At 63.8% G+C, this 24,927-nt stretch carries 30 protein-coding genes; 19 read left to right on the plus strand and 11 right to left on the minus strand.

Annotated elements, in window-relative coordinates; genetic code table 11:
* Window positions 1-24 precede the first annotated feature (24 nt).
* Complete coding sequence (locus R5N89_RS04955; RefSeq protein ID WP_110569200.1) at window positions 25-306, plus strand: hypothetical protein; 282 nt, start codon at window positions 25-27, stop codon at window positions 304-306.
* Between the two features lie 82 nt (window positions 307-388).
* On the opposite strand, the gene R5N89_RS04960 is transcribed toward R5N89_RS04955, so the two are convergent.
* The 4 genes from R5N89_RS04960 to R5N89_RS04975 are packed head-to-tail and all read right to left on the minus strand — an operon-like array spanning window position 389 to window position 3,976.
* Window positions 389-892, minus strand: a complete 504-nt coding sequence (locus R5N89_RS04960) for a CinA family protein (RefSeq protein ID WP_110569277.1) — start codon at window positions 890-892, stop codon at window positions 389-391.
* A gap of 35 nt (window positions 893-927) precedes the next feature.
* A complete protein-coding gene (locus R5N89_RS04965) occupies window positions 928-1,392 on the minus strand; it encodes a phosphatidylglycerophosphatase A (protein ID WP_110569199.1) in 465 nt (154 codons plus the stop codon).
* Window positions 1,392-3,371 carry a lytic transglycosylase domain-containing protein gene (locus R5N89_RS04970; protein WP_110569198.1) on the minus strand — a complete coding sequence of 660 codons (1,980 nt, stop codon included), beginning with the start codon at window positions 3,369-3,371 and terminating at the stop codon, window positions 1,392-1,394. The genes R5N89_RS04965 and R5N89_RS04970 overlap by 1 nt, the downstream gene beginning before the upstream one ends.
* Complete coding sequence (locus R5N89_RS04975; protein WP_110569197.1) at window positions 3,371-3,976, minus strand: YjbE family putative metal transport protein; 606 nt, start codon at window positions 3,974-3,976, stop codon at window positions 3,371-3,373. The genes R5N89_RS04970 and R5N89_RS04975 overlap by 1 nt, the downstream gene beginning before the upstream one ends.
* A 230-nt stretch (window positions 3,977-4,206) precedes the next feature.
* Here R5N89_RS04975 and purB point away from each other — a divergent pair, with 230 nt between their 5' ends.
* The 10 genes from purB (at window position 4,207) to R5N89_RS05025 (ending at window position 11,880) form a co-directional block, all read left to right on the plus strand.
* Complete coding sequence (gene purB, locus R5N89_RS04980; RefSeq protein WP_110569196.1) at window positions 4,207-5,559, plus strand: adenylosuccinate lyase; 1,353 nt, start codon at window positions 4,207-4,209, stop codon at window positions 5,557-5,559.
* A 42-nt stretch (window positions 5,560-5,601) separates the two neighbouring features.
* Window positions 5,602-6,342 (plus strand): NRDE family protein, encoded by a 741-nt coding sequence (locus tag R5N89_RS04985; RefSeq protein ID WP_110569195.1) that lies wholly within the window; start codon window positions 5,602-5,604, stop codon window positions 6,340-6,342.
* A gap of 136 nt (window positions 6,343-6,478) precedes the next feature.
* Window positions 6,479-7,243 carry a phosphoribosylaminoimidazolesuccinocarboxamide synthase gene (gene purC, locus R5N89_RS04990; protein WP_061274201.1) on the plus strand — a complete coding sequence of 255 codons (765 nt, stop codon included), beginning with the start codon at window positions 6,479-6,481 and terminating at the stop codon, window positions 7,241-7,243.
* On the plus strand, window positions 7,240-7,482 hold the full coding sequence (purS, locus tag R5N89_RS04995) for a phosphoribosylformylglycinamidine synthase subunit PurS (RefSeq protein WP_110569194.1): 243 nt from the start codon (window positions 7,240-7,242) through the stop codon (window positions 7,480-7,482). The genes purC and purS overlap by 4 nt, the downstream gene beginning before the upstream one ends.
* Window positions 7,479-7,862: a Rap1a/Tai family immunity protein gene (locus R5N89_RS05000; RefSeq protein ID WP_110569193.1), complete on the plus strand. Its 384-nt coding sequence runs from the start codon at window positions 7,479-7,481 to the stop codon at window positions 7,860-7,862. The genes purS and R5N89_RS05000 overlap by 4 nt, the downstream gene beginning before the upstream one ends.
* Complete coding sequence (purQ, locus tag R5N89_RS05005) at window positions 7,859-8,563, plus strand: phosphoribosylformylglycinamidine synthase subunit PurQ (RefSeq protein WP_110569192.1); 705 nt, start codon at window positions 7,859-7,861, stop codon at window positions 8,561-8,563. Before R5N89_RS05000 ends, purQ begins: the two co-directional genes overlap by 4 nt.
* A complete protein-coding gene (purL, locus tag R5N89_RS05010) occupies window positions 8,560-10,770 on the plus strand; it encodes a phosphoribosylformylglycinamidine synthase subunit PurL (RefSeq protein WP_110569191.1) in 2,211 nt (736 codons plus the stop codon). The genes purQ and purL overlap by 4 nt, the downstream gene beginning before the upstream one ends.
* 19 nt (window positions 10,771-10,789) lie before the next feature.
* Window positions 10,790-11,023 carry a BolA family protein gene (locus tag R5N89_RS05015; protein ID WP_010514265.1) on the plus strand — a complete coding sequence of 78 codons (234 nt, stop codon included), beginning with the start codon at window positions 10,790-10,792 and terminating at the stop codon, window positions 11,021-11,023.
* Between the two features lie 43 nt (window positions 11,024-11,066).
* Window positions 11,067-11,402, plus strand: coding sequence for a Grx4 family monothiol glutaredoxin (gene grxD, locus R5N89_RS05020; protein WP_078524283.1), 336 nt, complete (start codon window positions 11,067-11,069; stop codon window positions 11,400-11,402).
* A 142-nt stretch (window positions 11,403-11,544) separates the two neighbouring features.
* Window positions 11,545-11,880, plus strand: a complete 336-nt coding sequence (locus R5N89_RS05025; RefSeq protein WP_208624689.1) for a hypothetical protein — start codon at window positions 11,545-11,547, stop codon at window positions 11,878-11,880.
* A gap of 102 nt (window positions 11,881-11,982) precedes the next feature.
* Here the strand turns inward: R5N89_RS05025 and R5N89_RS05030 are convergent, their stop codons facing one another.
* Both R5N89_RS05030 and R5N89_RS05035 read right to left on the minus strand, forming a co-directional pair.
* Entirely contained in the window at window positions 11,983-12,372 is a 390-nt protein-coding gene (locus R5N89_RS05030) for a YraN family protein (RefSeq protein WP_208624688.1), read from the minus strand.
* Between the two features lie 73 nt (window positions 12,373-12,445).
* Window positions 12,446-12,676, minus strand: a complete 231-nt coding sequence (locus R5N89_RS05035; protein WP_146220205.1) for a hypothetical protein — start codon at window positions 12,674-12,676, stop codon at window positions 12,446-12,448.
* Window positions 12,677-12,727: 51 nt separating this feature from the next.
* Between R5N89_RS05035 and cls the strand changes: the two genes are divergently transcribed.
* Window positions 12,728-14,146 (plus strand): cardiolipin synthase, encoded by a 1,419-nt coding sequence (cls, locus tag R5N89_RS05040; protein ID WP_110569189.1) that lies wholly within the window; start codon window positions 12,728-12,730, stop codon window positions 14,144-14,146.
* Here cls and R5N89_RS05045 read toward each other — a convergent pair.
* Together R5N89_RS05045 and R5N89_RS05050 are read right to left on the minus strand one after the other, a co-directional pair.
* Window positions 14,137-14,850, minus strand: coding sequence for an endonuclease/exonuclease/phosphatase family protein (locus tag R5N89_RS05045; protein WP_110569188.1), 714 nt, complete (start codon window positions 14,848-14,850; stop codon window positions 14,137-14,139). The genes cls and R5N89_RS05045 overlap by 10 nt on opposite strands.
* The gene (locus R5N89_RS05050) at window positions 14,847-15,923 is read right to left on the minus strand and encodes an AI-2E family transporter (protein ID WP_110569187.1); all 1,077 of its coding nucleotides are present in this window, start codon (window positions 15,921-15,923) and stop codon (window positions 14,847-14,849) included. The genes R5N89_RS05045 and R5N89_RS05050 overlap by 4 nt, the downstream gene beginning before the upstream one ends.
* Before the next feature lie 119 nt (window positions 15,924-16,042).
* Between R5N89_RS05050 and R5N89_RS05055 the strand changes: the two genes are divergently transcribed.
* The 4 genes from R5N89_RS05055 (at window position 16,043) to R5N89_RS05070 (ending at window position 19,735) form a co-directional block, all read left to right on the plus strand.
* Complete coding sequence (locus R5N89_RS05055; protein ID WP_110569186.1) at window positions 16,043-16,894, plus strand: sulfurtransferase; 852 nt, start codon at window positions 16,043-16,045, stop codon at window positions 16,892-16,894.
* A 15-nt stretch (window positions 16,895-16,909) separates the two neighbouring features.
* A complete protein-coding gene (metC, locus tag R5N89_RS05060) occupies window positions 16,910-18,169 on the plus strand; it encodes a cystathionine beta-lyase (RefSeq protein ID WP_110569185.1) in 1,260 nt (419 codons plus the stop codon).
* 132 nt (window positions 18,170-18,301) lie between these two features.
* Window positions 18,302-19,336 carry an alcohol dehydrogenase AdhP gene (gene adhP / locus R5N89_RS05065; protein ID WP_110569184.1) on the plus strand — a complete coding sequence of 345 codons (1,035 nt, stop codon included), beginning with the start codon at window positions 18,302-18,304 and terminating at the stop codon, window positions 19,334-19,336.
* A 102-nt stretch (window positions 19,337-19,438) separates the two neighbouring features.
* Window positions 19,439-19,735 carry a hypothetical protein gene (locus R5N89_RS05070; RefSeq protein ID WP_110569183.1) on the plus strand — a complete coding sequence of 99 codons (297 nt, stop codon included), beginning with the start codon at window positions 19,439-19,441 and terminating at the stop codon, window positions 19,733-19,735.
* Between the two features lie 368 nt (window positions 19,736-20,103).
* Here the strand turns inward: R5N89_RS05070 and R5N89_RS05075 are convergent, their stop codons facing one another.
* Complete coding sequence (locus R5N89_RS05075; protein WP_110569182.1) at window positions 20,104-20,667, minus strand: TetR/AcrR family transcriptional regulator; 564 nt, start codon at window positions 20,665-20,667, stop codon at window positions 20,104-20,106.
* Window positions 20,668-20,761: 94 nt separating this feature from the next.
* Here R5N89_RS05075 and R5N89_RS05080 point away from each other — a divergent pair, with 94 nt between their 5' ends.
* Both R5N89_RS05080 and R5N89_RS05085 read left to right on the plus strand, forming a co-directional pair.
* The gene (locus tag R5N89_RS05080) at window positions 20,762-22,063 is read left to right on the plus strand and encodes a carotenoid oxygenase family protein (protein WP_110569181.1); all 1,302 of its coding nucleotides are present in this window, start codon (window positions 20,762-20,764) and stop codon (window positions 22,061-22,063) included.
* Window positions 22,060-22,695: a hypothetical protein gene (locus tag R5N89_RS05085; RefSeq protein WP_110569180.1), complete on the plus strand. Its 636-nt coding sequence runs from the start codon at window positions 22,060-22,062 to the stop codon at window positions 22,693-22,695. Before R5N89_RS05080 ends, R5N89_RS05085 begins: the two co-directional genes overlap by 4 nt.
* Before the next feature lie 86 nt (window positions 22,696-22,781).
* Here the strand turns inward: R5N89_RS05085 and R5N89_RS05090 are convergent, their stop codons facing one another.
* On the minus strand, window positions 22,782-22,970 hold the full coding sequence (locus R5N89_RS05090; RefSeq protein ID WP_078527645.1) for a hypothetical protein: 189 nt from the start codon (window positions 22,968-22,970) through the stop codon (window positions 22,782-22,784).
* Between the two features lie 198 nt (window positions 22,971-23,168).
* On the opposite strand from R5N89_RS05090, the gene R5N89_RS05095 reads away from it, so the two are divergent.
* Window positions 23,169-23,477, plus strand: coding sequence for a hypothetical protein (locus tag R5N89_RS05095; RefSeq protein WP_110569275.1), 309 nt, complete (start codon window positions 23,169-23,171; stop codon window positions 23,475-23,477).
* A gap of 18 nt (window positions 23,478-23,495) precedes the next feature.
* Here R5N89_RS05095 and R5N89_RS05100 read toward each other — a convergent pair whose 3' ends face one another.
* Window positions 23,496-24,824 carry a DUF6056 family protein gene (locus tag R5N89_RS05100; RefSeq protein WP_110569179.1) on the minus strand — a complete coding sequence of 443 codons (1,329 nt, stop codon included), beginning with the start codon at window positions 24,822-24,824 and terminating at the stop codon, window positions 23,496-23,498.
* Window positions 24,825-24,927: the final 103 nt, after the last annotated feature.

A 24,927-nucleotide genomic window follows, 5' to 3' on the forward strand; every position in this document is an offset into this window, starting at 1 on the left:
ATCGACGACAGGGAAAAACACTTCATGAACAGGATTCTCCCCGCCCTTCTGGGGGCGGCCCTTGTGTGCGCGGCCCCGCTGGCCCATGCCGCCTCGCCCGCGCCGCGCAAGGCGGAAGCCCCCGCGCCCGGCAGCGATGCCGAGACCGCTGACCTGAACGAGCAGAGCCTGCAGAAGGCCCGCGCCTCGCTTCAGGCCCCCGCGCCGGTTGCATCCGCAGGCCACCCGGTGCAGGCGCAGGGCACGGGCCAGACCGCAAGCCCCATCCGCGTGCCGGAAACCGGCAGCACGGTGGCCGGATACTAGATTGCGTTAGGATAGAAGAAAGTTTCTGGTTGCGCCTTTTTGACAAAAGGTAGCTCCGGAAACTTTTGTTATTGTGTTGCCCTCATTCCGCCGCCAGTCGGCCCGCATGATCAAGCAGCAGGCCAAGGGCCGCGCGCACGGCCTGGGTGCGTATATCCCACCGCTCGCCCGCAAAATTGTGCGAGACCGTATGGACCGTGCCGCTGCCAGCCACGGCAAACCACACCAGCCCCACCGGCTTGCCCGACGTGGCCCCGCCGGGGCCTGCAACGCCGGTAATGGCGACCGACAGGTTGGCATCGGGCGCATGGCCCAACGCGCCCTGCGCCATGGCGGCGGCCACTTCGCGGCTGACCGCGCCGTATTCTTCCAGCAGTTTCAGCGGCACGCCCAGCGCATGGTGCTTCATGCTGTTGGAGTAGGTGACAAAACCGCCGCACACGACATCGGACGCGCCAGCGGCCTCGGTCAGGGCGGCGGCCAGCAGCCCGCCGGTGCAGCTTTCCGCCGTGACAACACGCTGGCCTGCGGCGCGCAGGCGGGCCAGGGCATCGGGCATGTGGCCCAGAAAGGTGTCAGGTAACATCCGCGGCATTCTCCTCTTTCAGGGGCGTCAACGCATCAGGCAAGGCAACGGATGCCTGCCAGGATCGCGGCGGCCATGATTCCGGCCACCACGTCATCGCCCATGATGCCCAGCGCATCATGCCTGCGGTCGAACCAGCCCACCGGGCCGGGCTTGGTAATGTCAAACAGGCGGAACAGGGCGAAGGCCAGCGCCAGCCACAGCCCATCGGCCCAGCGCAGGCCATAAAGGGGCAGCGGGGCGAGGGGGAACATGGCGATCCACATGCCCGCCACCTCATCAATCACGATCCAGCCGTGATCTTCCCCGCCTGAGGCAAGCTGCGTGGCGCGGTAGCCCACAAAGGTCACCACCAGCACGGCCAGCGCCATCCATAGCCATTGCCCCAGCAGCGGCACGCCCACGATCAGGGCGGCAAGCGAACCGACCGTGCCCGGCGCGCGCGGCGCAAAGCCGGTGCCACAGAAGCTGGCAATGAAGCGTGCGGGTGAAAACGCCATCAGCCTGCCCCCAGCGCCGGGTCGGTCGCCTGATAGATGGCCATGTTTTCCTCCACCCGCTCCACGTAGTTGCGCGTCTCGCCAAAGGGGATGCTCTCGATCCAGTCCAGCATGGCATCGGGCACCGGGGTGTCGCGCGCGGGATTGCCCAGGGTGAGCAGCCAGCCATCGGTGCGGTGGGGGCCTGCGTTATAGGCGGCGGCCACGTAGGGCACGGCACCGCCCACGCGCTGGGCAATATCGGCCAGGTAGGCGGCGCCAAGCTGCATGTTCAGGTCCGGGTTGGTCAGGCTGGCGGCGCTGACATTTACGTTCAGGCCCGCCTTGCGCGCCACTTCACGCGCGGTGGGCACGAGCAGCTGCATCAGGCCAACCGCGTGGGCGGGGCTGACCACGCCTGCGTCAAACCCGCTTTCCTGCCGGGTTATGGCCAGTTCCACGTCGGGCGGCAGGGTGCTCGTGGGCGGCGCGCAGGCGCGGGGCCAGCCCTCATGCACCAGTGTCAGCCCATCCTTGCCTGCCAGCCGGGCCACCATCACGGCGGCATCGGGTATGCCAAGGCGGGTGGCCATGCGGGCGGCGAGCACGTGGGTGATGGGGCTGGTGCCCTGCGCATCAAGCGCAAGAACGAAGTCACGCGCATGGTGGCGGTCGTTCCATGCCACGAGGATCTCGGCCGCGCGGGCCAGGTCGGTGGTATCGAACCGCACGGAATCAGCCACGCTGGGGGTGGGTTCGCTCTCGCGCAGCAGTTGCGCGCGGATCTGGCGGCCCGCCTTGTCAGGCGTAATGAGCTGGTTGGCGTGGTTGCCTGCCAGCCATTCTATGGCCATCTGGCCATAAAAGGTGTTGGCAAGCGTTGCGGCCTGCGTCCATTGCGCGCGGGCCGGGCCGTGGCGCCCGCGGGCCCAGAGCGCGCGACCTGCCCAGAACAGCCCCCGGCTGCGGGTAATGACCGGCACCGCCTGCGCCAGCGGAGCAAAATCGGCCTGTGCGTGCTCGGCATCATGCAGGTATTCCAGCCGGATCCAGCCTGCGAGGAACAGGGCATCATAATGGTTGGCCGGGCCGATATCCGCCGTGTCGCTGGCCATGAACAGCGCGTCATCTACCCGGTGGGCCAGCAAAAGGTCACGCGCCAGCCCGTCACGCTCGCGCCAGAACACGGTGGCAATGGCGGGGGTCTGCTGTTTTTCGGTATCCACGCCACGGGCGCGCCACAGGGCCAGCGCCTCATCGAGGCGTTGCGCGTGATGCAGCCAGCGCAACTGGTCAAGAACCAGCGCGCCATCGGCCAGTTGCTCGGGCGGCAGGGCGCTCAGGGTATCTTCCGCCAGCGGGTCGTTGCGGCGAAAGGCCAGGCGCGCGCGGGCCACGGGCTGCTGCGTGGCTTCAAGCAGCGCCATCTGCCGGGTGGCGGCATCAATCCTGCCCGCGCGTTCCTGCCGGTCAAAGCGCTGCCAGTGGTCCTGTGGCGTCAACTGTGGCCCGAAGGCTGCCAGCAGGGCCTGCGCATCGGTGGGGCTGTCGGCGCGGTTGATCCATGTATCGCGTACCCATGCCGCCAGTTTTTCGGGGGCAGGGGTGGCATGGGCGCAGCGCAGCAGGGCGTGCACGTCCGTCAGCGGCAGGCGGGGGCACAGCGCGCCCGCCACCGCATCATCCGCTTCCCCCGCCAGCGCCTGCTGGTAGTGGGCAAGCAGGAGGCCACGCTGGGGCCATGCGGGGTTTTCGTTCAGGAAGGTGGTGTATTCCTCCGCCGTGCCGCCAGCACCCGAGAGCAGGCGCAGATAGACCAGCAGCTTGGCCGCGATGGGATCGTCATCGGCATTGCCGGTGGCGGCCTGTCGCGGCGTGGGCCAGTCGCCTTCAGCCGGTGCCGTGGCTGCCGGGGCAGGGGCGGCCAGCCCCGCCATGATGGTGGCAAGGCAGGCCGTCCGGCCCCATTGGCGCAGGCGGACGGAGGTCAGGTATGGCATCAGCCGCCATGCCCCACATGCGCCCAGACCTCGCCACCGCCCTTGACGATGAGTTCAATGGCCACGGCGAGCACTACCAGCAGCCCCACCCATGAAATCCATTTGTACCGCTCCAGCAGCCTGGCGATGAGCGAGGCCGCGACCGCCATCAGCACCACCGATATGACCAGCCCGCTCACCAGCACGCCCATATGCTCGCCCGCAGCCCCCGCCACGGCCAGCACGTTGTCCAGGCTCATGGACAGGTCGGCCACGATGATGCGGATGATGGCGTTACGCAGGGAACCGGGGGCAGGGGTATCCGTTTCGGCATGGGTATCGCCGCGCATCTCGCGGAACATGCGCCAGCACACCCACATCAGCAGAAGGCCGCCCGCCAGTGTCAGCCCGATGATGGCCAGCAGCCTGACCGCCACCAGCGCCAGCCCGATGCGGATGACCGCCGCCCCCAGCACGCCGCACAATATGGCGATTCGGCGTGACTTCTGCGGCAGGTTGCGCACCGCCATGCCCACGACGATGGCGTTATCACCCGCCAGGGTCACGTCAATCAGGATAACCTGGGCCAGTGCGTAAAGGGAGGAAGGAGAAAAAATGGCTGACATGGGCAGAGGGGTTCCTGAAGGAAAGGTCTTGTCGCCGCAGGGCGTGGCGGGCGTGACAGGTACTTTATGCCGCCGGGCGTGGATAACATGCAATCATGCCTGTCATGACAGATTATATGCCATGCGCAGAAAGCGGCGTGAATATAAGGGAGACGCACGCGCCAGAATTGGCTAGGAAGGCGGCCTGATCCTGATTGTGTCGCTTTTTTGAGCCAAGGAAGCCCGAGAACATGGTACCGCGCTATACCCGCCCCGTCATGGCCGCCATCTGGTCCCCCGAGAACCGCTACCGCATCTGGTTCGAGATCGAGGCCCTCGCCTGCGAGGCCATGGCGGAATACGGCGCGATCCCAGCCGAGGCCGCCAAGACCATCCGCGAAAAGGGCGACGCCGCCATGGCCGCCTTCTCGCAGGCCGATCTTGACCGCATTGACGAGATCGAGGCCGAAACCCGCCACGATGTCATTGCCTTCCTGACCTGGCTAGCCGAGAAGGTCGGGCCGGACAGCCGCTTCGTGCATCTGGGCATGACCTCGTCGGATGTGCTCGACACCTGCCTGTCGGTGCAGATGGTGCAGGCGACAGACCTGCTTTTGCAGGATGTCGATGCCGTGCTCGCAGCGCTCAAGCGCCGCGCGTTCGAGCACAAATACACGCTCACCATCGGCCGCAGCCACGCCATCCACGCCGAGCCAACCTCATTTGGCCTGAAGATCGCGGGCCATTATGCCGAGTTCGCCCGCAACCGTGAGCGTCTGGTTCGCGCGCGTGAGGAAATTGCCGTCTGCGCCATTTCGGGCGCGGTGGGCACCTACGCCCATATCGACCCCCGCGTTGAGGACTACGTGGCGAAGAAGCTGGGCCTGAAGCCCGAGGACGTGTCCACCCAGGTCATCCCGCGTGACCGGCATGCGGCCTATTTCTGCGCGCTCGCGGTCATTGCCAGCGGCATCGAGCGGCTGGCCACCGAAGTGCGCCACCTCCAGCGCTCGGAAGTGCGCGAGGCGGAAGAGTTCTTCCACAAGGGGCAGAAGGGCTCCTCGGCCATGCCGCACAAGCGCAACCCCGTGCTGTCGGAAAACCTGACCGGCCTTGCGCGCCTGGTGCGCTCGCATGTCATTCCCGCGCTCGAGAACGTGGCGCTGTGGCACGAGCGTGACATCAGCCACTCCTCCGTCGAGCGTAACATCTGCCCCGATGGCACGATCGGCCTTGATTTCGCGCTCATGCGCCTTGCGGGCATGATGGAAAAGCTGGTGGTCTATCCCGACCAGATGCAGGCCAATATCGAGAGCCTCGGTGGCGTGGTGCATTCGGGCGAGGTGCTGCTGGCCCTTGCGCGCGCGGGCATCCTGCGTGAGGATGCGTACCGCATCGTACAGCGCAACGCCATGGAAACATGGACAAAGCTGGGCCACAAGGATGGAAAGACCTTCCGCGAGAATCTTGCCGCCGACCCCGAGGTTGCAGGCCGGGTTCCGGCGGAAGTGCTTGATGCGGCGATGGACAGCAATGCCCATCTGGGCAAGATCGACCACACCTTCACCCGCGTGTTTGGTGAGGCAGGCCCCGCACGGAGCTGATGCCCCGTGCCCTGACGGAAAACAGCAGCAGGATATCGAGGCGTGTGCACAGTCGTCATTTCCCACGATCCGGATCAGGACTGGCCGCTGCTCATGGCGGCCAACCGTGACGAACGCCTCGACCGGCCCTGGCTGCCGCCGGGGCGGCACTGGGCCGACCAGCCCAACGTCATTGGCGGGCAGGACCAGGTGGCCGGGGGCTCGTGGCTCACGCTCAATGATGCAGGCGTTGTGGCAGGCATCATGAACCGCGTGGGTAGCCTCGGCCCCATGCCGGGCAAGAACTCGCGGGGCGCGCTGCCGCTGCTGGCAGGCCGGTTTGATACGGCGCGGGCGGCGGTGGAACACATTGCCACCATCGATGCAGGGGCATGGCGCTCGTTCAACATGATCGTGGCGGACCGGGCGGATGCGTTCTTCATCCGTGGCCCCGGTTATGGCCAGCCGCAAATCGAGGCGCTCGCGCCCGGCGTGCACATGGTCGCCACCACCGACCCCGATGACATGGGCATGCCGCGCATTGCCCGCCACCTGCCGCGCTTTCGGGCAGCGCACCGGCCCGTGCCGCCGGAATGGGCAGCCTGGACCACGCTGCTCGCCGACCGCTCGCTGCCTGCGGGCAGTGAACTCAACATCCCGCCGCGCTCGGGTTTTGGCACGTGCAGTTCATCGGCCATCGGGGTGGCAGGCGATGGCCGCCGGTCGTGGTTCTTTGCCGCAGGGGCCCCGGACCGCGTGGGCTACCAGCCCATAGACCTCGGGGCGCCACAGCCACGGGCCTGAGGTAAATATGGTATCTTCCCGCCCGGAACGCTGCTATGGCATGCGGACCATTGGGGATCATGCCGCAAACTGATCCTGCAGATCAGGGGAGGGGCCGCTCCCGGCCCGTCCCCACAGCGTTATGTGAAGGACAAGTATGGGCCGCCGCCGCCAGCTTTACGAAGGAAAAGCCAAGATCCTTTTCGAGGGCCCCGAGCCGGGCACGCTCGTGCAGTATTTCAAGGATGACGCCAGCGCCGGCAACGGCGCGAAAAAGGGCATCATCACCGGCAAGGGGGTGCTGAACAACCGTATCAGCGAACACCTCATGCTGCGCCTGCACGATATCGGGATTCCCACCCATTTCATCCGCCGCCTCAACATGCGTGAGCAGCTGATCCGCGAAGTCGAGATCATTCCGCTTGAGGTCGTGGTGCGCAACGTGGCGGCGGGCTCGCTGTCCAAGCGGCTGGGCATCCAGGAAGGCACGCGCCTGCCGCGCCCCATCATCGAGTTCTACTACAAGAACGATGCCCTGAACGACCCGATGGTAAGCGAAGAGCACATCACCGCATTCGGCTGGGCCTGCCCGCACGACATGGAAGACATCGTGGCGCTGAGCATGCGCGTGAACGACTTCCTGTGCGGCCTGTTCATGGGCATCGGCATCATTCTTGTCGATTTCAAGCTGGAATTCGGCCGCCTGTTCGAGGGCGACAACATGCGCATCGTTCTGGCGGATGAAATCTCGCCCGATAACTGCCGCCTGTGGGATGCCAAGACCAGCGAGAAGCTGGACAAGGACCGTTTCCGCAAGGACATGGGCAAGGTTGAAGAAGCTTATCAGGAAGTTGCGATGCGCCTGGGTATCCTGCCCGAGGCCACGAATTCCGACATGAAGGGACCGGAGGTAATGCAATGAAGGTGCGCGTGACCGTCATGCTGAAGGAAGGCGTGCTCGACCCGCAGGGCAAGGCCGTGGAACATGCGCTGCATGTGCTCGATTTTGGCAATGTGGGCGAGGTGCGCATTGGCCGCGTGATCGAGCTTGAAATTGATGAGACCGACCGCGAGCGCGCCCGCGCGCAGGCTGATGCCATGGCGCGCGCCCTGCTGGCCAATCTCGTGATCGAGGATTTCACCACGGAGGTCGTTGGATGAAGATCGCCCGCCTTCTTGCCCTTGGCTGCGTGCTGGCCGTGGGCCTGCCTGCGGCCCATGCATCCGCCCAGCGCGTCTCGCGCCTTGATGGCGCGCGGCTCGGCTCGCTGTGCACCAAGCCCGCAGGCACCGGCATCTGTGATGCCTACATCTCCGGCCTGGCGGATTCGGTAACGCTTGCGCACCTTTTCGATCGCAATGTGGAAAAGGACAGCAAGGACGTTCCGGCCTTCTGCATCACACCCGCCACGCCCACGGCGGACATGCGCGGCAAGGTCGTGAACTGGATGAAGGCGCACCGCGACGACCTGAACCGCCCGGCGGGCGAGGTCGTGTTTACGGCGCTGCATGAATCCTATCCCTGCGGCGGCGGCAAATGAAGGCGGCGATTGTAGTTTTTCCCGGAACCAACCGGGAGCGTGACATGGCCATCGCGCTGCGCAGCGTGACCGGGCAGGCCCCGGCCATGGTCTGGCACCGTGATACGGCCCTGCCCGAAGGGCTGGACCTTGTGGTGCTGCCCGGCGGCTTCAGCTATGGCGATTACCTGCGCTGTGGCGCCATGGCAGCGCATGCGCCGATCATGGCGGCCATCCGTGAATTCGCGCTCAGAGGCGGGCATATCCTTGGCGTGTGCAACGGCTTCCAGATCCTGACCGAAGCGCAGCTCCTGCCCGGCGCGCTGCTGCGCAACGCGGCGCTGCGCTTCCTGTCGCAGGACTGCTGGCTGCGCGTGGAGCGTAACGACACGCCGTTCACCCGCCACTGGGCCAGGGGCGACGTGTACCGCACCCCCATGGCGCATGGCGATGGCAATTACATTGCCGAGGCCGAGACCATCCGCATGCTCGAAGATACCGGTCGCGTGGCCTTCCGCTATGTGGCGGAGAATGGCCGGCTCGACGCAGGCGACCCGCAGATCAACCCCAATGGCTCGATGAACGCCATTGCCGGTGTGTTCAGCGAGAACCTGCGCATCTGCGGCATGATGCCCCATCCGGAGGATCTGGTTGATCCGCTGATGGGCGGCGAGGATGGTAAACCCCTGTTTACGGGACTTGTGGAGGCTCTGGTCGGATGAGTGCAAAGGCACAACGCCCCGTTGATGAGGCACTGGCGCGCGAATTCGGCCTGACGGCGGAAGAATACGGCAATGTCCTGTCCATCATGGGCCGCACGCCCAGCTTTACGGAACTGGGCATCTTCTCGGTAATGTGGTCCGAGCACTGCTCGTACAAATCATCCCGCGCCTATCTCAAGACCCTGCCCACCACGGCGCCATGGGTCATCCACGGTCCCGGCGAGAACGCGGGCGTGGTTGATATCGGGAACGGACTGGCTGCCATCTTCAAGATGGAAAGCCACAACCACCCCTCCTTCATCGAACCCTATCAGGGCGCTGCCACCGGCGTGGGCGGCATCCTGCGTGATGTGTTCACCATGGGCGCGCGCCCCGTGGCCAACCTCAACGCCCTGCGCTTTGGCGACCCCAACAACCCGCAGACCCGCCGCATTGTTGATGGCGTGGTGCGTGGCGTGGGGGGCTACGGCAACTGCGTGGGCGTGCCCACGGTGGGCGGCGAGATCAACTTCCACCCCGCCTATGATGGCAACCCGCTCGTCAATGCCATGACCGTGGGCGTGGCCCGGCAGGACCGCATCTTCCTCTCGGCTGCGGCAGGTGTTGGCAACCCGGTGATCTATGTCGGCTCCAAGACGGGGCGCGACGGCATTCACGGGGCCACCATGTCGTCCTCGGAGTTTGATGAGGATGCGCTGGCCAAGCGCCCGACCGTGCAGGTGGGCGACCCGTTTGTTGAAAAGCTGCTGATCGAGGCCTGCCTTGAACTGATGGCGACCGACGCCATCGTGGCCATTCAGGACATGGGGGCGGCTGGCCTGACCTCTTCCGCCGTCGAGATGGCGGGCAAGGGCGGCGTTGGCATCGACCTCGACCTTGACCACGTGCCCCAGCGCGAACGCGGCATGACGGCGTATGAGATGATGCTGTCCGAGAGTCAGGAGCGCATGCTGATCGTGCTGCGCCCCGATCGCACCGAGCAGGCCCGCGCCATCTTTGACAAGTGGGAACTCGACTTCGCCATCATCGGCCACCTGACCGATACCGGCAATATCGTGATCCGCCACAAGGGCGCGGTCGAGGCCGAGATTCCGCTGGCCCCGCTGGCCGATCAGGCCCCGGTCTATCATCGCCCCACCGCGCCTGCGCAAAAGCCGCAGCCCATGGAGCCGATCATCGACCCCGTGGGCGTGGAACAGGCGCTGATCCGGTTGATCGGCTGCCCGGACCTTGCATCCCGCGCGTGGGTTTACAACCAGTATGACAGCACGGTGGGCGGCCAGACGGTGCGCAGGCCGGGGGCTGCCGATGCCGCGATCGTCAAGGTCGAGGATACGGAAATCGGCCTGGCGCTGACCACCGACTGCACGCCGCGCTACTGCCGCGCCAACGCCAGGCTGGGCGGTGCGCAGGCCGTGGCCGAGGCATGGCGCAACATCACGGCCACGGGTGCCCGCCCGCTGGCGGTGACTGACAACCTCAACTTCGGCTCGCCTGAAAAGCCGGAGGTGATGGGCCAGTTCGTCGATGCCATTGCCGGCATGGGCGAGGCATGCCGCGCGCTCGACTTCCCGGTCGTGAGCGGCAATGTCTCGCTTTATAACGAGACGCGGGCGCCTGATGGCTCATCGCAGTCCATCCTGCCCACGCCCGCCATTGGCGGCCTTGGCGTGCTGGAAAACGTGCGCCAGGCCGTTGGTCTGGAAATGCCCGGGGGCTGCGATGTCATGCTGCTTGGCGAGACGAAGGGCCAGCTTGGCCAGTCGATCTGGCTGCGCGAGATCCTTGGCGCGCAGGATGGCGAGCCGCCTGAACTCGATCTGGCCGCCGAACGGCGCAATGGCGATTTCGTGCGCGGGCTGATCCTTGATGGCACGGTTGTCGCCTGCCACGATGTGGCTGATGGCGGCGTGCTGGTGGCGGTGACCGAGATGGTCATGGCAGGGCAGGCGGGCTGCGTGCTCGATGCCCCGCAGTCAGGCATGCGCCCCGAGGCCTTCTGGTTCGGCGAGGATCAGTCGCGCTACATCGTGGCCGTGCGTGCCGGGCAGGCGCTTGCCACCCTTGCGGCGCAGGCAGGGGTGCCATGCCGCAGGCTGGGCCGTTCGGGCGGCGAGGGTTTGACATTGCCTAGCGGCTCCACAATATCCAAGGCGCGTCTGCTCGCGGTGCATTCCGAATTCTTTCCGCGACTGATGGACCGATAGGGCAGGAGTTTTAAGCCACATGGCAATGACGGCACAGGAAATCGAGACCTACATCCGCGAGGCTCTGCCGGATGCAAAGATCACGATCGATGATCTGGCGGGCGATGGCGACCACTATGCCTGCCGCGTGGTGAGCGAGGCCTTTCGCGGCCTGCCCCGCGTGCGGCAGCACCAGCTGGTCTACAACGCGCTGCAGGGGCACATGGGCGGCAAGCTGCACGCCCTGGCACTCCAGACCCAGACGCCCGACTGACCAAAAAACGGTATCCTTACCCCCAAAGCAGGAAAACAAGATTATGGCCGAAACAATCGCACAGCGCATTCAGGCGCAGATCGATGCCAACCCCGTCATGCTGTACATGAAGGGTGACGCCAACTTCCCGCAGTGCGGCTTCTCCGCGCGCGTGGTGCAGGTGCTCAAGCACCTTGGCGTGCCCTTCAAGACCGAGAACGTGCTGGCCGACGCCGAGCTGCGCCAGGGCATCAAGGACTTCTCGAACTGGCCCACCGTGCCGCAGCTTTACGTCAAGGGCGAGTTCATTGGCGGCTGCGACATCGTGACCGAGATGTACCAGACCGGCGAGCTTGAAAAGCTCCTGACCGAGAAGGGCATTGCCACCGCCGCTGCCTGACCGGGCGGCCCGAGGGCAGTAAAAAACGGCGGGCGGAGCAGAAATGTTCCGCCCGTTTTGTATTTGGGGCATAACATCACTTGCGTTCTGCCACTGCTTTCGCCTAGCTTTCCCCTGCATTTGAAAAAAACAAGGGGGCCTGATGCGCTACACTGACTTGCGTTCTGCTACAATGCTGCTGCTTGGCGCAGGTCTGATTGGAAGCATCGCCACCCCCGCCCATGCCCGCACCCATGCGGTTACCGAGAGCGAGGCCGACCGGCTCACGCTTGGCGCGCTGATCGCGCCCCCGCCGCCAGTACGCCATGTGGCCTATCACCATGCAGCGGGCCGGGGACATGCCGCCCCGGTGGTGCTGGCGGCGCATCATGGCACCGCCGCCCATACGCAGCACACGATGGTGCATACCATCGTCTATCATCCGCATGGCAGCGTAACCCACCATATCCATCCCGCGCCGATCCGCCACCGCACCTGAGGGCCTGTTAAAAAAACAGACCTTCGGGAATATAATAGAAGTTTGTGGGTGCCGCCTTTTTCCAAGAAGGCGGCATTCTTTATTCTGGCGGGACAGCCGTGCTCAGTATTGCCTGAAGGCGTCCGGTATCCATTCAATGACATTGCCCGGCAGCACCGCGCAGACATCAAGGCGCATGCTGTCATAGGTCCAGTGCGGGTTGGCGGCACAGAGTGCCTGCGCCGCATTCATGATGCGCGTGACCTGGGCTGGCCGGATCGATTCGCCCGCTGCCAGCAGGGAAGGGCGCGCCTTGACCTCGATAAAGGCCAGGCAGCCCCCGCGCAGGGCCACGATATCAATTTCACCCCATCGCGTGCGGGCGCGGTGCAGCAGCACCTGCCAGCCTCTGGCCCGCAAATCAGCCATGGCGGCGTGTTCCGCAGCCAGGCCATCGGCAAAGGCGCGCCTGCCACGGCGCTGGCGATGAAGGGCTGGCGGGCGTGCTGTCATGTTTTGTTTTTACAGGTTTTCTGAAATGCCAGTCCAGCAGGCATCCGGCTCCAGAGGCGTGTTTCAAAGCACATCATTGGTAAAAAACAATAACTGTTTCTGGGTGCCACGTTTTTTTAAAGATGGCGTTCTTTGAAGCCTCTTTTGATTTTAAAGCGCCATTATGAGCAGCCTTTTTGACAAAAGGCGACAGGTGGAAAGTTTTATTATTATTTATCAACAAGGTAACTGAAAAATAAGTTCTGCCCCACCGGGGCGTGGCTGGGTAAAACCCGGCGGGTAGGATAAAAGCATGTGGGGTCATGACCGCTTTCATCCGCAGGGCATGACCGGGCTGGAGCAGGATTGAGGTGAAATGATCTTTTATTCCCTGACCATATGGGATCTGGCCCTGCTTGTGCTGCGGCTCTGTTTTGTGGTGCCGGTCGTGATCCATGTGCTCCTGACCAAGCGCGATGTCGGGGCCTCGATCGGCTGGATTGGCGTGACCGTGCTCATGCCGCTCACGGGCGGCATCCTTTACCTCATGTTCGGCATCAACCGCGTGCACCGGCGCGCACGACGCATGGCGGGGCAGCACCCGTGGCGCAGCCGCACCATGTCCTCGCAGTGGCGGTGCGACGAGAAGGGGGCCTTCGCCCCGCTCGGCTCCATGGTGGGCAAGCTGACCGGTCGGCCGCTGCTGGGTGGCAACGCCATCGAGCCGATGCATGATGGTGACACGGTCTACCCGCGCATGCTGGATGCCATCAACGCGGCGCAGCGCAGCGTGCTGCTGTGTTCCTATATTTTCCGCGCCGACAGCATCGGCCGCCAGTTCTGTGATGCGCTGATTGCAGCCCACGGGCGGGGGGTGCAGGTGCGCGTGCTGGTCGATGGCGTGGGGTCGGGGTATTTCAATTGCGGGGTGGCCCGCATCCTGCGCCGCGCCGGCGTGCCGGTAGGGCAGTTCATGCATTCCATGCTGCCGTGGCGCATGCCGTTCATCAACATGCGTGACCACAAGAAGATTCTGGTGACCGATGGGCTGACCGGCTTCATGGGCGGCCTGAACATCGGGGAGGAAAACATCGCCGCCTCCCGTCCCACGCATCTGGTATCCGATACGCATTTCCAGCTCACGGGCCCGGTCGTGCATCAACTGAGCGAGGCTTTCGCGCGGGACTGGGCCTTTACCGTGGGCGAGGAACTGACGGCTGAGATCTACTTCCCCCCCCAGCCCAGCTGTGGCGAAACGCCCGGCCGCATCGTGACCGCGGGGCCGGACATGGATCTGGAAAAGATCGAGTACACCATGCTCCAGGCCTTCACCATGGCGCGGCACAGCATCCGGCTCATGACGCCCTATTTCCTGCCTGATGACCGGTTCCTCACCGAACTGGAACTGGCCTCGCTGCGTGGCATCGAGGTGGATATCGTGGTGCCCGCGCATAGCAACCACACCCTGCTGGACTGGGCGCGCGCGGCCAACCTGCCGCGCTTTCTGGATTCGGGGTGCCGGATCTGGATGGCGCGGCCGCCTTTCAACCATTCCAAGCTCATGGTGGTGGACCGGCACTGGTCGTTCGTGGGCAGTTCCAACCTTGATGTGCGCAGCCTGCGCCTGAACTTCGAGATCAACCTCGAAACCTATGACGCCGCGCTGGCAGGCTCCCTTGATGCGTTTATCGCCAGCCACCGCCATATCAGGCTCACGCACCATGATCTCGACCGCCGCCCGTTCGTGCGCAAGCTGCGCGATGCGGCAGCGCGCCTCATGCTGCCCTACCTGTAGGCGCGACTGCCCGAGGGGCGCAACGTGACCGATATGGGCCGGTGGTCGGAGGCATAGTTCTCGATTACATGCCGCTCGGTGCAGGTCAGGCCGCGCACCAGGCAGCGATCGAGGCGTATGGGCAGCATGTCGGCCATGCGGTGGGTGGGGGCGCGTGGCCCCACATCATGAAAATGGCGGATCAGCGCCGGGCCAACCTGATTGAAATCGCCCAATATGGCGGCCTGATGTGGCAGCAACTGCACCACGCGGCGCAACTGACGGCGATTGAGTAGCTGCCCGTGCGAAAGATGCACGTTGGCTACCACAAGCGACCGGCATTCGATCACCTGCGCCACGCGGCGGATGAGCGTGCCTGCGGGCAGGGTGCAGGTCAGCGGCTGGCGGCGATAGGGCCACGGGCTCCAGCACGCCAGCCCGTGAATGCGGCCGGGCAGGGGCGAGCGCGCGTAGTGGCCGCCAATCAGGGTGGGCAGGGTGTCGATTTCCACCGTAGCCTCCTGCATGAGCAGCAGGTCCGGGCGCTCGGCGTGGATCAGGTTGATCACGTCGCGCACCGTGGCGCCAATGCGGCGCAGCAGGTTCCAGCTGATGACCTTGACCCCATCGCCCTCACGCGCGGGCGGGGTCAGGTCCAGCCGGGGCGGCGTGCCGTGGCGCGGCTGGACGGAAGGCAGGCGGAGATAGGGGCGGGCAAGGGTCATGGTTCGATAAACGGCTCGCGGATTTCATCAGGAACGGGATTGCGGCGGCGCACGTCACCCGCCGCGAATTCGGCCGTAAGCGTATAGCCCACGCCAATCAGCACGGGACCAAGGAAAATGCCCAGTCCCCCGAAGGTCAGCACGCCACCAAGCACGCCGAGCACCGTCAGCAGGTAGGGCATCTGCGCGCCACGGGCAATGAACATGGGGCGGATGATGTGGTCGGCGCCCGATACGATGATGGTGCCATACAGCAGCAGGAAAATGCCCCAGCCGGGATGGTGGGTGATGAGCAGGAACAGGGAAGCGGGAATCCAGATCAGCGGCGCGCCGATGGGCAGCACCGCGACAAAGGCGGTGACCGCACCAAGCAGAACGGGGCTGGAAATGCCCGCGATGGCGAAGCCGATTCCGGTCAGGATGCCCTGTATGATGGCCGTGCCCAGAATGCCGTAAACCGTGCCGCGTATGGTGCGGCCCACGATGCCCAGTATCCGGTCGGCATAAACGCCCGCGATGCGCCTGACCACGGCCACGAACGTGTTGCCCAGCGCATCCCCGCCCAGCCAGAAGAAAAAGGAAATGAACAGCGCCATGGCCAGATGCGCCAGCCCGCTGGCAAGCTGCATCATGGCGCTGAGCACCGACTGCCCGATGCGCCCGGCATAGGGGCGAACGACCTGGTCTATATTGCCGACATCGACCGACCATTTCTGCCATTTTTCAACAATTTCGGGGCCGAAATGCGGAATATGGGCAATTCGCGCAGGCAGCGGCGGCAGGTGCAGCGCGCCGATGGCGTTGACCATGTACTGCAACGTGGCGGGCACATCGGCAATGCTGCTCGACACCACGATGGCCAGCGGCACCACCAGCACCAGCGCGCAGAGCAGCGTCATGACCAGGGCCGCGGGCAGCAGCGCCATGTGGGCGCGCAGCCGCATGAATACCGGCCAGGTGGAAAAAGTCAGGATCGCGGCCCAGAGCAGGGCGGTAAGGAACGGATAGAGGATGAGAACGCAGCCAAATGCGATCCCCCCCAGCATCAACCCCATCATGATACGTTCGACCATATCGGTGGCCTATCTCCTCCTGCCATGAAACGAAAGACAAATGTTCAGCACTTCCGCTCCCGTGCTGTATGCTGCACCTTATTGCCAAACACGCAATTCCTTGAAGACCGGGAGAAGGTATGCATCCGCTGATCTCAGCCACTGATCTGTCACAGGCCATCCAGCATGGTGGTGATATTCTTGTGCTTGATGCCTCCATGGCGCTGCCGGGGCAGGCCTTCGACCCGCAACAACGTTTTGCCAACGCGCATATAGCCGGTGCGGTGCGCTTTGATATCGACAGTTTTTCCGATCCGGAGTCTCCGCTGCCGCATACCATCCCCGGTCAGGCCCGTTTCAGCCGCCTGGCCACCGAGCGCGGCATGGCCAATACAAAGCGCATCGTGTTCTATGATCAGGACGGCATGGCGTGCGCCGCGCGCGCGTGGTGGCTGACGCGCCTGTTCGGCCATGAAAGCGTGCAGGTGCTCGAAGGCGGCCTGCCCGCATGGAAAAGCGCAGGCCTGCCGCTGGAAAGCGGGCCGGACCTGACCACGCCCGCCCCCTTTGTCAGTCGCCCGCATTATGACCGGCTGCACGGCACGGGCGATGTGCTCGACATCGTGCACGGGCGCGTGCCCGGCCTGATCCTTGATGCCCGCAGCCGTGGGCGCTTTGAAGGGCGCGACCCCGAGCCGCGCGCGGGCATCGAATCAGGGCACATGCCCGGCGCGCGCAGCCTGCCTTATGGCGAGCTGCTCGATGAAAACGGTCGTTTCCTGCCAGTTGACGCGCTGAAGGCAAAATTCGGCACGCTGGGCGTGACCGACACCACCACCGTCACCTGCTCGTGCGGCAGCGGCATGACCGCGTGCATGATCGCGCTGGCGCTGGTCTGCGCGCAGGCGGGGGCGGGTGAGCCGGTGGTGTATGACGGCTCATGGGCGGAATGGGCCTCCACGCCGGATGCGCCCATCGTGTGTGGCGCGTAAGGGCGGACAGGCAGCATGACCGATCCGATGGGCCTTGTGCCGGCAGACCTGCTTGAACGCGTGGTGCGCGGCTGGCGCGACCTCTCGCCCCGGCTTGTGTCCCTTGGCCGTGACGCGCCGCAGGGGGCGAAGGGCGTATTCGTCAACCCGCCTGCCGAGCGGGGCTCCACCGTGCTGTTCTCCAGCGTCGGGGCGATGGAGCAGGCGGGTCAGGGCCGCTATGGGGATGAACTGATCTATGGCGCCATGGGCACGCCGATTGGCCACCGGCTGGAGCAGGCCATTGCCACGATCGAGGGCGGCACGCATGCGCAGCTCGTGCCCTCGGGGCTGGCGGCGTGCGCACTGCCGTTCCTGGCCTATGCCCAGGCGGGCGAGCACTGTCTGCTCTCTGATTCCGTCTATGGCCCGACCCGCCGCTTTGCCGAGAAGGTTCTGCGCCGCTTTGGTGTGGAGATCACCTACTTCCCCCCCACCGCGACCGAGGCCGAGCTGCGTGGCCTGATGCAGCCCAATACCCGCATCCTCTTTGCCGAAAGCCCAGGCAGCCATTCGTTCGAGGTGCAGGACGTGCCGATGCTGGGCCGCCTTGCGGCTGAAACCGGCGCGCGCCTGATCGTGGACAATACATGGGGTATCGGCCTGTTCAGCCCGTTTGCCCACGGGGCGCATGTGTCGGTGCAGGCGCTGACCAAATACCCCTCCGGCCATTCCGATACCATTATCGGCGCGGTGACGGTGGCCCGCGAGGCCGACTGGCGGCCCCTGCGCGATGCCGCCATTCAGGCAGGGCAGGTGGCAGGCCCCGATGACTGCGCGCTGACCCTGCGCGGCCTGCGCACCATGGGCGTGCGGCAGGCCCAGCAGGCCGCAACCGCGCTGGCCGTGGCGCTGTGGCTTGAGGGGCGGCCCGAGGTGGCGCGCGTGCTGCACCCGGCCCTGCCATCGTGCCCCGGCCATGAATACTGGCAGCGCGACTTCACCGGCGCGTCCTCGCTGTTTGGCGTGGTGTTTGATGCCGCGTTCACTGCTGATGACATGGTGGCGATGATCGACGGGCTTTCCCTGTTCGGCATCGGGGCCTCATGGGGGGGGTATGAAAGCCTGATCCTGCCCACTACGGGTGGCATTTCGCGCCAGTGCCCGTCGGTTACGCAGGCCGGGCCGACCTGCCGCCTGCATATCGGGCTGGAAGCGGGCGAGGCGCTGGTGGCTGATCTGGCCCGTGGGCTTGATGGCATGTCTGCTGCCCGCCACCGGCACGGGCGAGCCTGATACAGATCAAGGTTGATCTGCCGCCCCGGTGAAAGAGTCACACCCCGGATGCTGTTCCCATCGCCCTGACCGGGCCGGGGGTGGCAAGGTGCAATACCGGCCCGCTCAGGGCAGTGAAACTGAAGGTGCAAGATGGTTGGCAAGATGAAGGCGGCAGTCGTGCGGGAATTCGGCAAGCCGCTGACGATCGAGGAACTCGATATTCCGCAGATCAACGCAAACCAGATTCTGGTCAAGGTCGATGCCTGCGGCGTCTGCCATACCGATCTGCACGCCGCGCGCGGCGACTGGCCCACCAAGCCCAAGCCGCCGTTCATTCCCGGCCATGAAGGGATTGGCCACGTGGTCGAGGTGGGCAGCAACGTCAACTGGATCAAAACCGGTGACGTGGTGGGCGTGCCGTGGCTGTATTCCGCCTGCGGGCATTGCGAGCACTGCCTGGGCGGGTGGGAGACGCTGTGCGAAAAGCAGGAGGATACCGGCTATTCGGTCAATGGCTGCTTTGCCGAATATGTGGTGGCCGACCCCAATTACGTCGCCCACCTGCCCAGGGATATTGACCCCATCAAGACCGCCCCGGTGCTGTGTGCGGGCCTGACCGTGTACAAGGGCCTGAAGATGACCGATACGCGCGCAGGGGAGTGGGTGGCCATTTCTGGCGCGGGCGGGCTTGGGCAGATGGCCATCCAGTATGCCGTGGCCATGGGGCTGAACGTGGCCGCTGTTGACATCAGCGATGAGAAACTGGCCGAAGCCCGCAGGCTTGGCGCGCGCGTGACCGTCAATGCGCTCAAGGAAGACCCGGTCGCCACCATCCGCGCGCAGACGGGGGGCACCCATGGCGTGCTGGTCACGGCAGTGTCGGACAAGGCCTTCAGCCAGGCCGTGGGCTATGCGCGGCGCGGTGGCACGGTGGTGCTCAACGGCTTGCCGCCCGGTGATTTTCCGCTTTCCATCTTTGACATGGTCATGAACGGCACCACGGTGCGCGGCTCGATCGTGGGCACGCGGCTCGACATGATCGAGGCGATGTCCTTTTTCACTGATGGCAAGGTGACCACCGTGGTCAGCCCTGACCGGCTGGAAAACATCAACACCATTTTCGATAATCTCGAACATGGCCGGGTGGCAGGGCGCGTCGTTCTCGACTTCCGCAACGGGGCATAAGGCAACCCGGACCGTTTTGGGGCGTTTGGTTCAGTGACGACGCATGGCGGCCCGCAATGGCCCCATGCCGCAACAGAAAACGGACGGACAGGTAAGGATATCATGAAAAAGACAGTGATCGCGGCAGTGCTGTGTGCAACCGGCCTGAACGTGGCGACGCTTGCGCCAGCACTGGCTGATTCGTGCGATGGCGTGACTGATCATGCTGAATGCGAAGTGCGGCTCAAGGCACAGGACGCCAAGGAAGACACGCGGCATACGGCGCATAAGGCCCATAGAAAAGCTGAAGAAAAAACCGATAGCGCCAAGGACTGGGGCGACCGCACCGGCAAGAAGCTGGATAAATGGGGGCATGACACCAAGGGTGACATGAGCCAGTTCTTTACGGGTCACCGCTGAGGCGCTTGTTCAAAAACAACGCGTTGATGATTATTGCTGGATGCCGCCTTTTTTCAAAAAGGCGGCATTTTTTTTATGAGTGGACATGAATGCATCATCCCCTCCACCGTCGATTTTTACGGAGGCATGTCGATGATATGATCTATATAAAGTAAAATAATGTATAATGAATTTGAGTATTTGTATTAATTTAATACTTAAAATTTATTCCGTTTATATTGGGAATGGGTGGTCATTTACAGGCTCCTGAAAAAGACTTTCTCTTGGCTCGGTATAAGAACGGTGCCGGATCGGATTTGATCGTTTTCTCGCCTGCCGGGCCAAGGCAGTCGCAGTGCTGGCAAGCAATGCAACAGGCAGGGTCTGCATCAGCGAAATGCTTCGTTGACCAGTTGATCTAGCGTCATGCAGGTGTCGCCATTATTGGTGAGGGGCAGCAGCAGTCCGTCTATTGCGAGTACGGCCAGTCCATGCGCTTTTCCCCAACGGGCCGCCATGGTGGCTGCCTGGGTTGTACCTGATTCCCCTGGCCCCGGCAGGGCGGCCAGCCGCCTGAAGGCCCGCTCTGATGCCGTCACAAGGTGCGCGTCAGTGCGATTGATGGCATCGCTGCGAAACATGAGGGTGAACAGGCCCGGATTGGCAATGGCAAAACGGATGTAGGCCAGCCCCACATCACGCGCCAGAAGGGCGTGTGGCGGTGACATTGCTTCAGTCAGTTCGTCAAAACCTTGTGCTGCGAGGACGCTTAACAGTCCGGCCAGATTGCCAAAATAGGGAGCCGCCGCCGTGGCGGAAACACCGGCATGCCGGGTGATGGCCCTGAGCTTCAGCGCTGCAATACCGTCCCGCTCCAGCAGCACCCGCGCCGAGCGTAACAGGGTGGCTTGCAGGTCTCCGTGATGATAGCGGCCTTTTTCTTTTGTTTTCATGTGATGCCCCCCGACTGACTTTACATTGTAAAAATTACTTGACGACCATTCCCTGTCCCTGCCACGCTTTACACTGTAAAGTTAAGGGGAAGCCATGCTGAATAACCGCAATCCGGTCTATCGGGAGATGGATGCAGCCTGCCTTTCCATCGAGGGCAGGCTGCCGCCCGGGCTGCAGGGCACGCTGTATCGCAACGGCCCCAACCCACGGCCGGGCGAAGCCAGCCAGCACTGGTTTCTGGGGCAGGGCATGATCCATGCCATCTCGCTTGGGAGTGGGCAGGCCATCTATCGCAATCGCTGGGTCATACCGCCGCTGAACATCACCCCACAGTTGGGAAAAGCCAATACGCATGTCATCGCCCATGCTGGCACGTTAATGGCGCTGGAAGAGGCGCATGCGCCGGTCCTGCTGGGCCCGGATACGCTTGCCTTTCATGGTCATGGCTGCATGACCGGTCGCTTCACCGCCCACCCCAAACATGACCCTGCCACCGGGGCGCTCGTGTTTTTTGCTTACGCCGCGGATGGCCGGCACACGCGCACCATCCGGTGTGGCAGTCTTGATGCCCACGGTCACCTTGGGTGGGAGACCTGTTTTGAGGCCCCTTTTTGCAGCATGGTGCATGATGCGGCGGTAACAGCGCGGCATATCGCGCTGCCGGTGCTGCCACTGGCGGCAGCGCCTGCGCTGGATGAGGGTGATACCCTTGGATTTGCCTGGCAGCCAGGGCTCGGTGGTCATCTTGCCGTGCTGCGGCGCGGTGCGTATGGGAGCGAGGTGCGCTGGCATGAAGCACCACCGGTCTATGCGTTTCATATCGCCAATGCGTGGGAAGAGCACGACCGGCTGTTCCTTGATCTGTTTGTCTATGATGTGCCGCCTTTGTTTCCTACGTCAGGCGGTGTGCGTGCCAAAGCCGCGCCTGCACGCCCATGCCGCTGGAGCGTGGCGCTTGAGGGGCGCGAACCCGTGCGCGTTGAACGCCTGCATGACATGGCGGGCGAGTTTCCGCGCATTGATGAGCGCCATGCGGGCAGATCTTACGACCAGATTTATTATGCCAGTCGTAGTGGAGTGGAACAGGTGGGTTTTCAGGCCATCACGCGCCTTGATCTGTCGCGCGGGGCGATTGACCAGTTTGATTTTGGCCTGGCGGCTTTTGTGTCCGAACCGGTGTTCGTGCCACGCGGAGATGATGCGTCGATTGATGATGGGTGGCTTATGAGCACGGTCTGGCGACCGGAGTGGGCGGGATCAAAACTGGTCGTGTTCGATGCCGGTCATGTGGCCGATGGCCCGGTTGCCGCTGTCATCCTTCCGCAGCGTGTGCCTGACGGGTTTCATGGCAGTTTCGTGCCTGATGTCTTTCTTGATCTGGAAAAATCCCGATGAAGCGCCCATCGGCTTTGGCCACGATTGCCCTTGATGCAGGTGGCCTGATCCTGTCATGGGTTCTGGGGGTGTTGGGTCTGGCGCCGTATGCCACCATCGCCGTGATCGTGTTCATGGCAGGCGACGGGCTACGGCGCTGGTATTGTGGCCTGGGTTTTCCCCGGGTGTGGTGGCTGTTCAATGGGCTGGCTCTGGTTCTGGCCATTACGGATCTGATTGTCGTGGTCTGGCTGCCTGCGGCGTATGAACCCATTCCTGCCAGTTTGGTTTTTGCTGTGGTGTTTGCCCTGGGGGCTTCGGGCCGCAGGCCGATCGTGCAGGAAATTGCCGAGCAGCGTCGCGGCGCGCCCTTTCCCCCGGAGCGTCATGACCTCAGGGCATTTTTCCGGCTCTATAGCTGGATCTGGGCATTGTATTTTTTCATCAGGGCCGGGCTGTATCTATGGTTTGCGCACAACCTGTCGCCTGAGCGTGCCCATGCGCTTGAGAATATGATCGGGCCTGTCAGCCTGTTCGTGATGCTCATGTCCAGTTTCAGGGGGCAGGCATTGTTTCAGTTGGCCCAACGGGCCGGATTGTTAGGACAGCGTGCAGGCCTGCCTACACCGGCGCCCGACGAGACGCGTGGCTGAACGCCAGCCCGGTTCCGTCGCACTTAACAAAAAAGGGGGCGGGCATTTAATGCGTCGTCCCCTTTGGCATGACCGTGTGCGCAGGATCAGGAATGGTGGTGATCAGCCGCCTCATGCTCGCGCCAGCCGCTTTCAATCGCGTGCAGGAAGGTCTTGAAGTGCTTCTTCACCTCATCGGGCGAGGCCTTTTCCATCACGTCCTTCTTGGCTGCCGTGAGGGTGGCGGCGGCATGGATCAGGGCTGCGTGGATGACGTCGGTCGGTTCTTTGCTCATGGAATTCTCTCCGTTACGTGATGCGTCACGATGGAATAGGACATTGGCGCTGGCAACCTTGCCCCCTGCATGACAGCCGTTCCCTCTCCAAGCCTTGATTTGGCGCGTGGCCATCACGGGGGGGTAGCACTTGTGGCGGGGAACTTCATGCGCACCCTTCCGTTGCCTTGGTCAGACACAGAACAGATGGGATATCCGATGTTTTCAAGGTTTACCGCACTTGCCCTTGCCACTACGGCGGCTCTCGCCCTGCCGGTTGCAGCCCAGGCCGAGCCGGGCGGCTGCGTCAAGGGTGCCGTGGCGGGTGGCGTTGCGGGGCACTTTGTTGGCAGTGGTCATGGCAAGGGCGGTGCCGCGGCAGGCTGTGCCGCAGGCATGGTGCGCCGGCATAATGCCCGCAAGGCCGAGCGCGAAGGGGCCGCGCAGCAGAACCAGCAGCCCGAAGGCGGCCAGCCCGGCGGCAATGGCGCCCCGCCGCCTGCGCCCACCAATGGCAGCAGCGAATAAGACAGGCGCAGCGCTCCGTCAGGGTACCGCCCTGACGGAGGATGCCCCCATGGCCCACGCGTAACACATGGTCAACTGATGGCGCGGGTTGGGGTTGATACCAACGAATATGATGTCCTTGTGCACATAAAGAAGCTTGTGCCGTGGCCCCATGGTGACCTGATGCAGCACGACCGGCTGGTCACGCGCCACCTGCGCGCGCGTGCTGACCACCCAATTATGGCTGATGCGGGCCAGCATTGTCAGGTCAGGGATGACAATGGCCAGATGCATGACTGCAAGCCCTGCGCAGGCTGCCGTCATGACCCTGTTGAAAACCGGCCCCATCGGGCATGAGAACAGCAGGCAGGCCAGATAGCACACCAGAAAGACACTGGCGGGATAGGACACGCGGGCGGCCAGCGCCTCGCGGGGGTAGATGAACAGTAGCAGCATGTAGGCCAGCGCCAGTGCTGCAAACATCCACCCCCGTCCACAGCGCAGGCAGGCGGGAAAGGGGTGCCGCCGCCTGCCCATAAACAGGCCAATGCCAATCAGGAGCACGAATGGCACCCAGAACGGGTCGAACAGGCTGCCAAGATTGCCAATCAGCCCGTCAAGCCGGTCGAGGGGCGAACTCGGTGTCATCACCCGCGCGCGCGCGTAGTTGCCTGGCGCCACGCCCAGCGTGAACGTGCCCAGCGCGTGGCTTGCCGCCAGCGCCCAGGGCACCGGGCGGCTGTTTTTCCATGCCCATGCGGCCCATCCCAGCAGGAGGATCGCCATCAGGAGCGAAATCGATTCCATGGCCGTGGCGATCAGGAACACCGCCCCGTACTGCGCCACGTTCATGCGCGCGCGCCCTGACAGCACCCGCGACAGGATCCACATTTCGCCCGTAACGGCCCACAGATAGCCAATGGCGCCGGTTTTCCATAAGGCGACCTCGGCAATGGTGCGTGGCAGCCACCACAACATCAGAAAAACCAGCAGGCACTGCACAAACCCGACCCGCGCCGTGGGGCCGGGCTCATGGCCTGCCTCGCGCCTGCACATATGCACCACCACATGCACCAGAAACACGAACACCCCCGCATTCACCACCGCAAACGCGGCCAGCGAGCCGTAATGGTGCAGGTCGAGAATGAAAAAGGTGACAAGGGTGATGAACCACCGCCCGGTCCAGAAAAAATAGTTGCCCCACACGATATGGAAGATCATGCGGGGGCTGAAGGGAATGGTGCGACAGTAATCATCTGCCCAGAGTGGCGTAACCCAGTTCGCCCACAGCAGGAACACGAAGCACAGGCCAAGAGCCAGCTTTTCACCGGGCATGAAGCGGGGGGCGGCAGGAACTGGCTCGGTCATGGGGCGGCATCTTTTTTGCGGTCTGGGGCCAGCGTGCGTAACACGGCATGGCCCATACGCGAAAATGATGACCCATAATGCGCCCCGAGGCGGGGTTGTGTCA

Origin of the sequence: Komagataeibacter sucrofermentans DSM 15973, from assembly GCF_040581405.1 — a bacterium.
In the GTDB taxonomy this organism is placed as follows: Bacteria; Pseudomonadota; Alphaproteobacteria; order Acetobacterales; family Acetobacteraceae; genus Komagataeibacter; species Komagataeibacter sucrofermentans.

Bases quoted from the DNA above. Each gene is read 5' to 3' on its own strand.
- R5N89_RS04955 (WP_110569200.1), top strand. From the start codon at position 25: ATGAACAGGATTCTCCCCGCCCTTCTGGGGGCGGCCCTTGTGTGCGCG.
- R5N89_RS04960 (WP_110569277.1), bottom strand. From the start codon at position 892: ATGTTACCTGACACCTTTCTGGGCCACATGCCCGATGCCCTGGCCCGC.
- R5N89_RS04965 (WP_110569199.1), bottom strand. From the start codon at position 1,392: ATGGCGTTTTCACCCGCACGCTTCATTGCCAGCTTCTGTGGCACCGGC.
- R5N89_RS04970 (WP_110569198.1), bottom strand. From the start codon at position 3,371: ATGCCATACCTGACCTCCGTCCGCCTGCGCCAATGGGGCCGGACGGCC.
- R5N89_RS04975 (WP_110569197.1), bottom strand. From the start codon at position 3,976: ATGTCAGCCATTTTTTCTCCTTCCTCCCTTTACGCACTGGCCCAGGTT.
- purB (WP_110569196.1), top strand. From the start codon at position 4,207: ATGGTACCGCGCTATACCCGCCCCGTCATGGCCGCCATCTGGTCCCCC.
- purC (WP_061274201.1), top strand. From the start codon at position 6,479: ATGGGCCGCCGCCGCCAGCTTTACGAAGGAAAAGCCAAGATCCTTTTC.
- purS (WP_110569194.1), top strand. From the start codon at position 7,240: ATGAAGGTGCGCGTGACCGTCATGCTGAAGGAAGGCGTGCTCGACCCG.
- R5N89_RS05000 (WP_110569193.1), top strand. From the start codon at position 7,479: ATGAAGATCGCCCGCCTTCTTGCCCTTGGCTGCGTGCTGGCCGTGGGC.
- purQ (WP_110569192.1), top strand. From the start codon at position 7,859: ATGAAGGCGGCGATTGTAGTTTTTCCCGGAACCAACCGGGAGCGTGAC.
- purL (WP_110569191.1), top strand. From the start codon at position 8,560: ATGAGTGCAAAGGCACAACGCCCCGTTGATGAGGCACTGGCGCGCGAA.
- R5N89_RS05015 (WP_010514265.1), top strand. From the start codon at position 10,790: ATGGCAATGACGGCACAGGAAATCGAGACCTACATCCGCGAGGCTCTG.
- grxD (WP_078524283.1), top strand. From the start codon at position 11,067: ATGGCCGAAACAATCGCACAGCGCATTCAGGCGCAGATCGATGCCAAC.
- R5N89_RS05025 (WP_208624689.1), top strand. From the start codon at position 11,545: ATGCGCTACACTGACTTGCGTTCTGCTACAATGCTGCTGCTTGGCGCA.
- R5N89_RS05030 (WP_208624688.1), bottom strand. From the start codon at position 12,372: ATGACAGCACGCCCGCCAGCCCTTCATCGCCAGCGCCGTGGCAGGCGC.
- R5N89_RS05035 (WP_146220205.1), bottom strand. From the start codon at position 12,676: ATGACCCCACATGCTTTTATCCTACCCGCCGGGTTTTACCCAGCCACG.
- cls (WP_110569189.1), top strand. From the start codon at position 12,728: ATGATCTTTTATTCCCTGACCATATGGGATCTGGCCCTGCTTGTGCTG.
- R5N89_RS05045 (WP_110569188.1), bottom strand. From the start codon at position 14,850: ATGACCCTTGCCCGCCCCTATCTCCGCCTGCCTTCCGTCCAGCCGCGC.
- R5N89_RS05050 (WP_110569187.1), bottom strand. From the start codon at position 15,923: ATGGTCGAACGTATCATGATGGGGTTGATGCTGGGGGGGATCGCATTT.
- R5N89_RS05055 (WP_110569186.1), top strand. From the start codon at position 16,043: ATGCATCCGCTGATCTCAGCCACTGATCTGTCACAGGCCATCCAGCAT.
- metC (WP_110569185.1), top strand. From the start codon at position 16,910: ATGACCGATCCGATGGGCCTTGTGCCGGCAGACCTGCTTGAACGCGTG.
- adhP (WP_110569184.1), top strand. From the start codon at position 18,302: ATGGTTGGCAAGATGAAGGCGGCAGTCGTGCGGGAATTCGGCAAGCCG.
- R5N89_RS05070 (WP_110569183.1), top strand. From the start codon at position 19,439: ATGAAAAAGACAGTGATCGCGGCAGTGCTGTGTGCAACCGGCCTGAAC.
- R5N89_RS05075 (WP_110569182.1), bottom strand. From the start codon at position 20,667: ATGAAAACAAAAGAAAAAGGCCGCTATCATCACGGAGACCTGCAAGCC.
- R5N89_RS05080 (WP_110569181.1), top strand. From the start codon at position 20,762: ATGCTGAATAACCGCAATCCGGTCTATCGGGAGATGGATGCAGCCTGC.
- R5N89_RS05085 (WP_110569180.1), top strand. From the start codon at position 22,060: ATGAAGCGCCCATCGGCTTTGGCCACGATTGCCCTTGATGCAGGTGGC.
- R5N89_RS05090 (WP_078527645.1), bottom strand. From the start codon at position 22,970: ATGAGCAAAGAACCGACCGACGTCATCCACGCAGCCCTGATCCATGCC.
- R5N89_RS05095 (WP_110569275.1), top strand. From the start codon at position 23,169: ATGTTTTCAAGGTTTACCGCACTTGCCCTTGCCACTACGGCGGCTCTC.
- R5N89_RS05100 (WP_110569179.1), bottom strand. From the start codon at position 24,824: ATGACCGAGCCAGTTCCTGCCGCCCCCCGCTTCATGCCCGGTGAAAAG.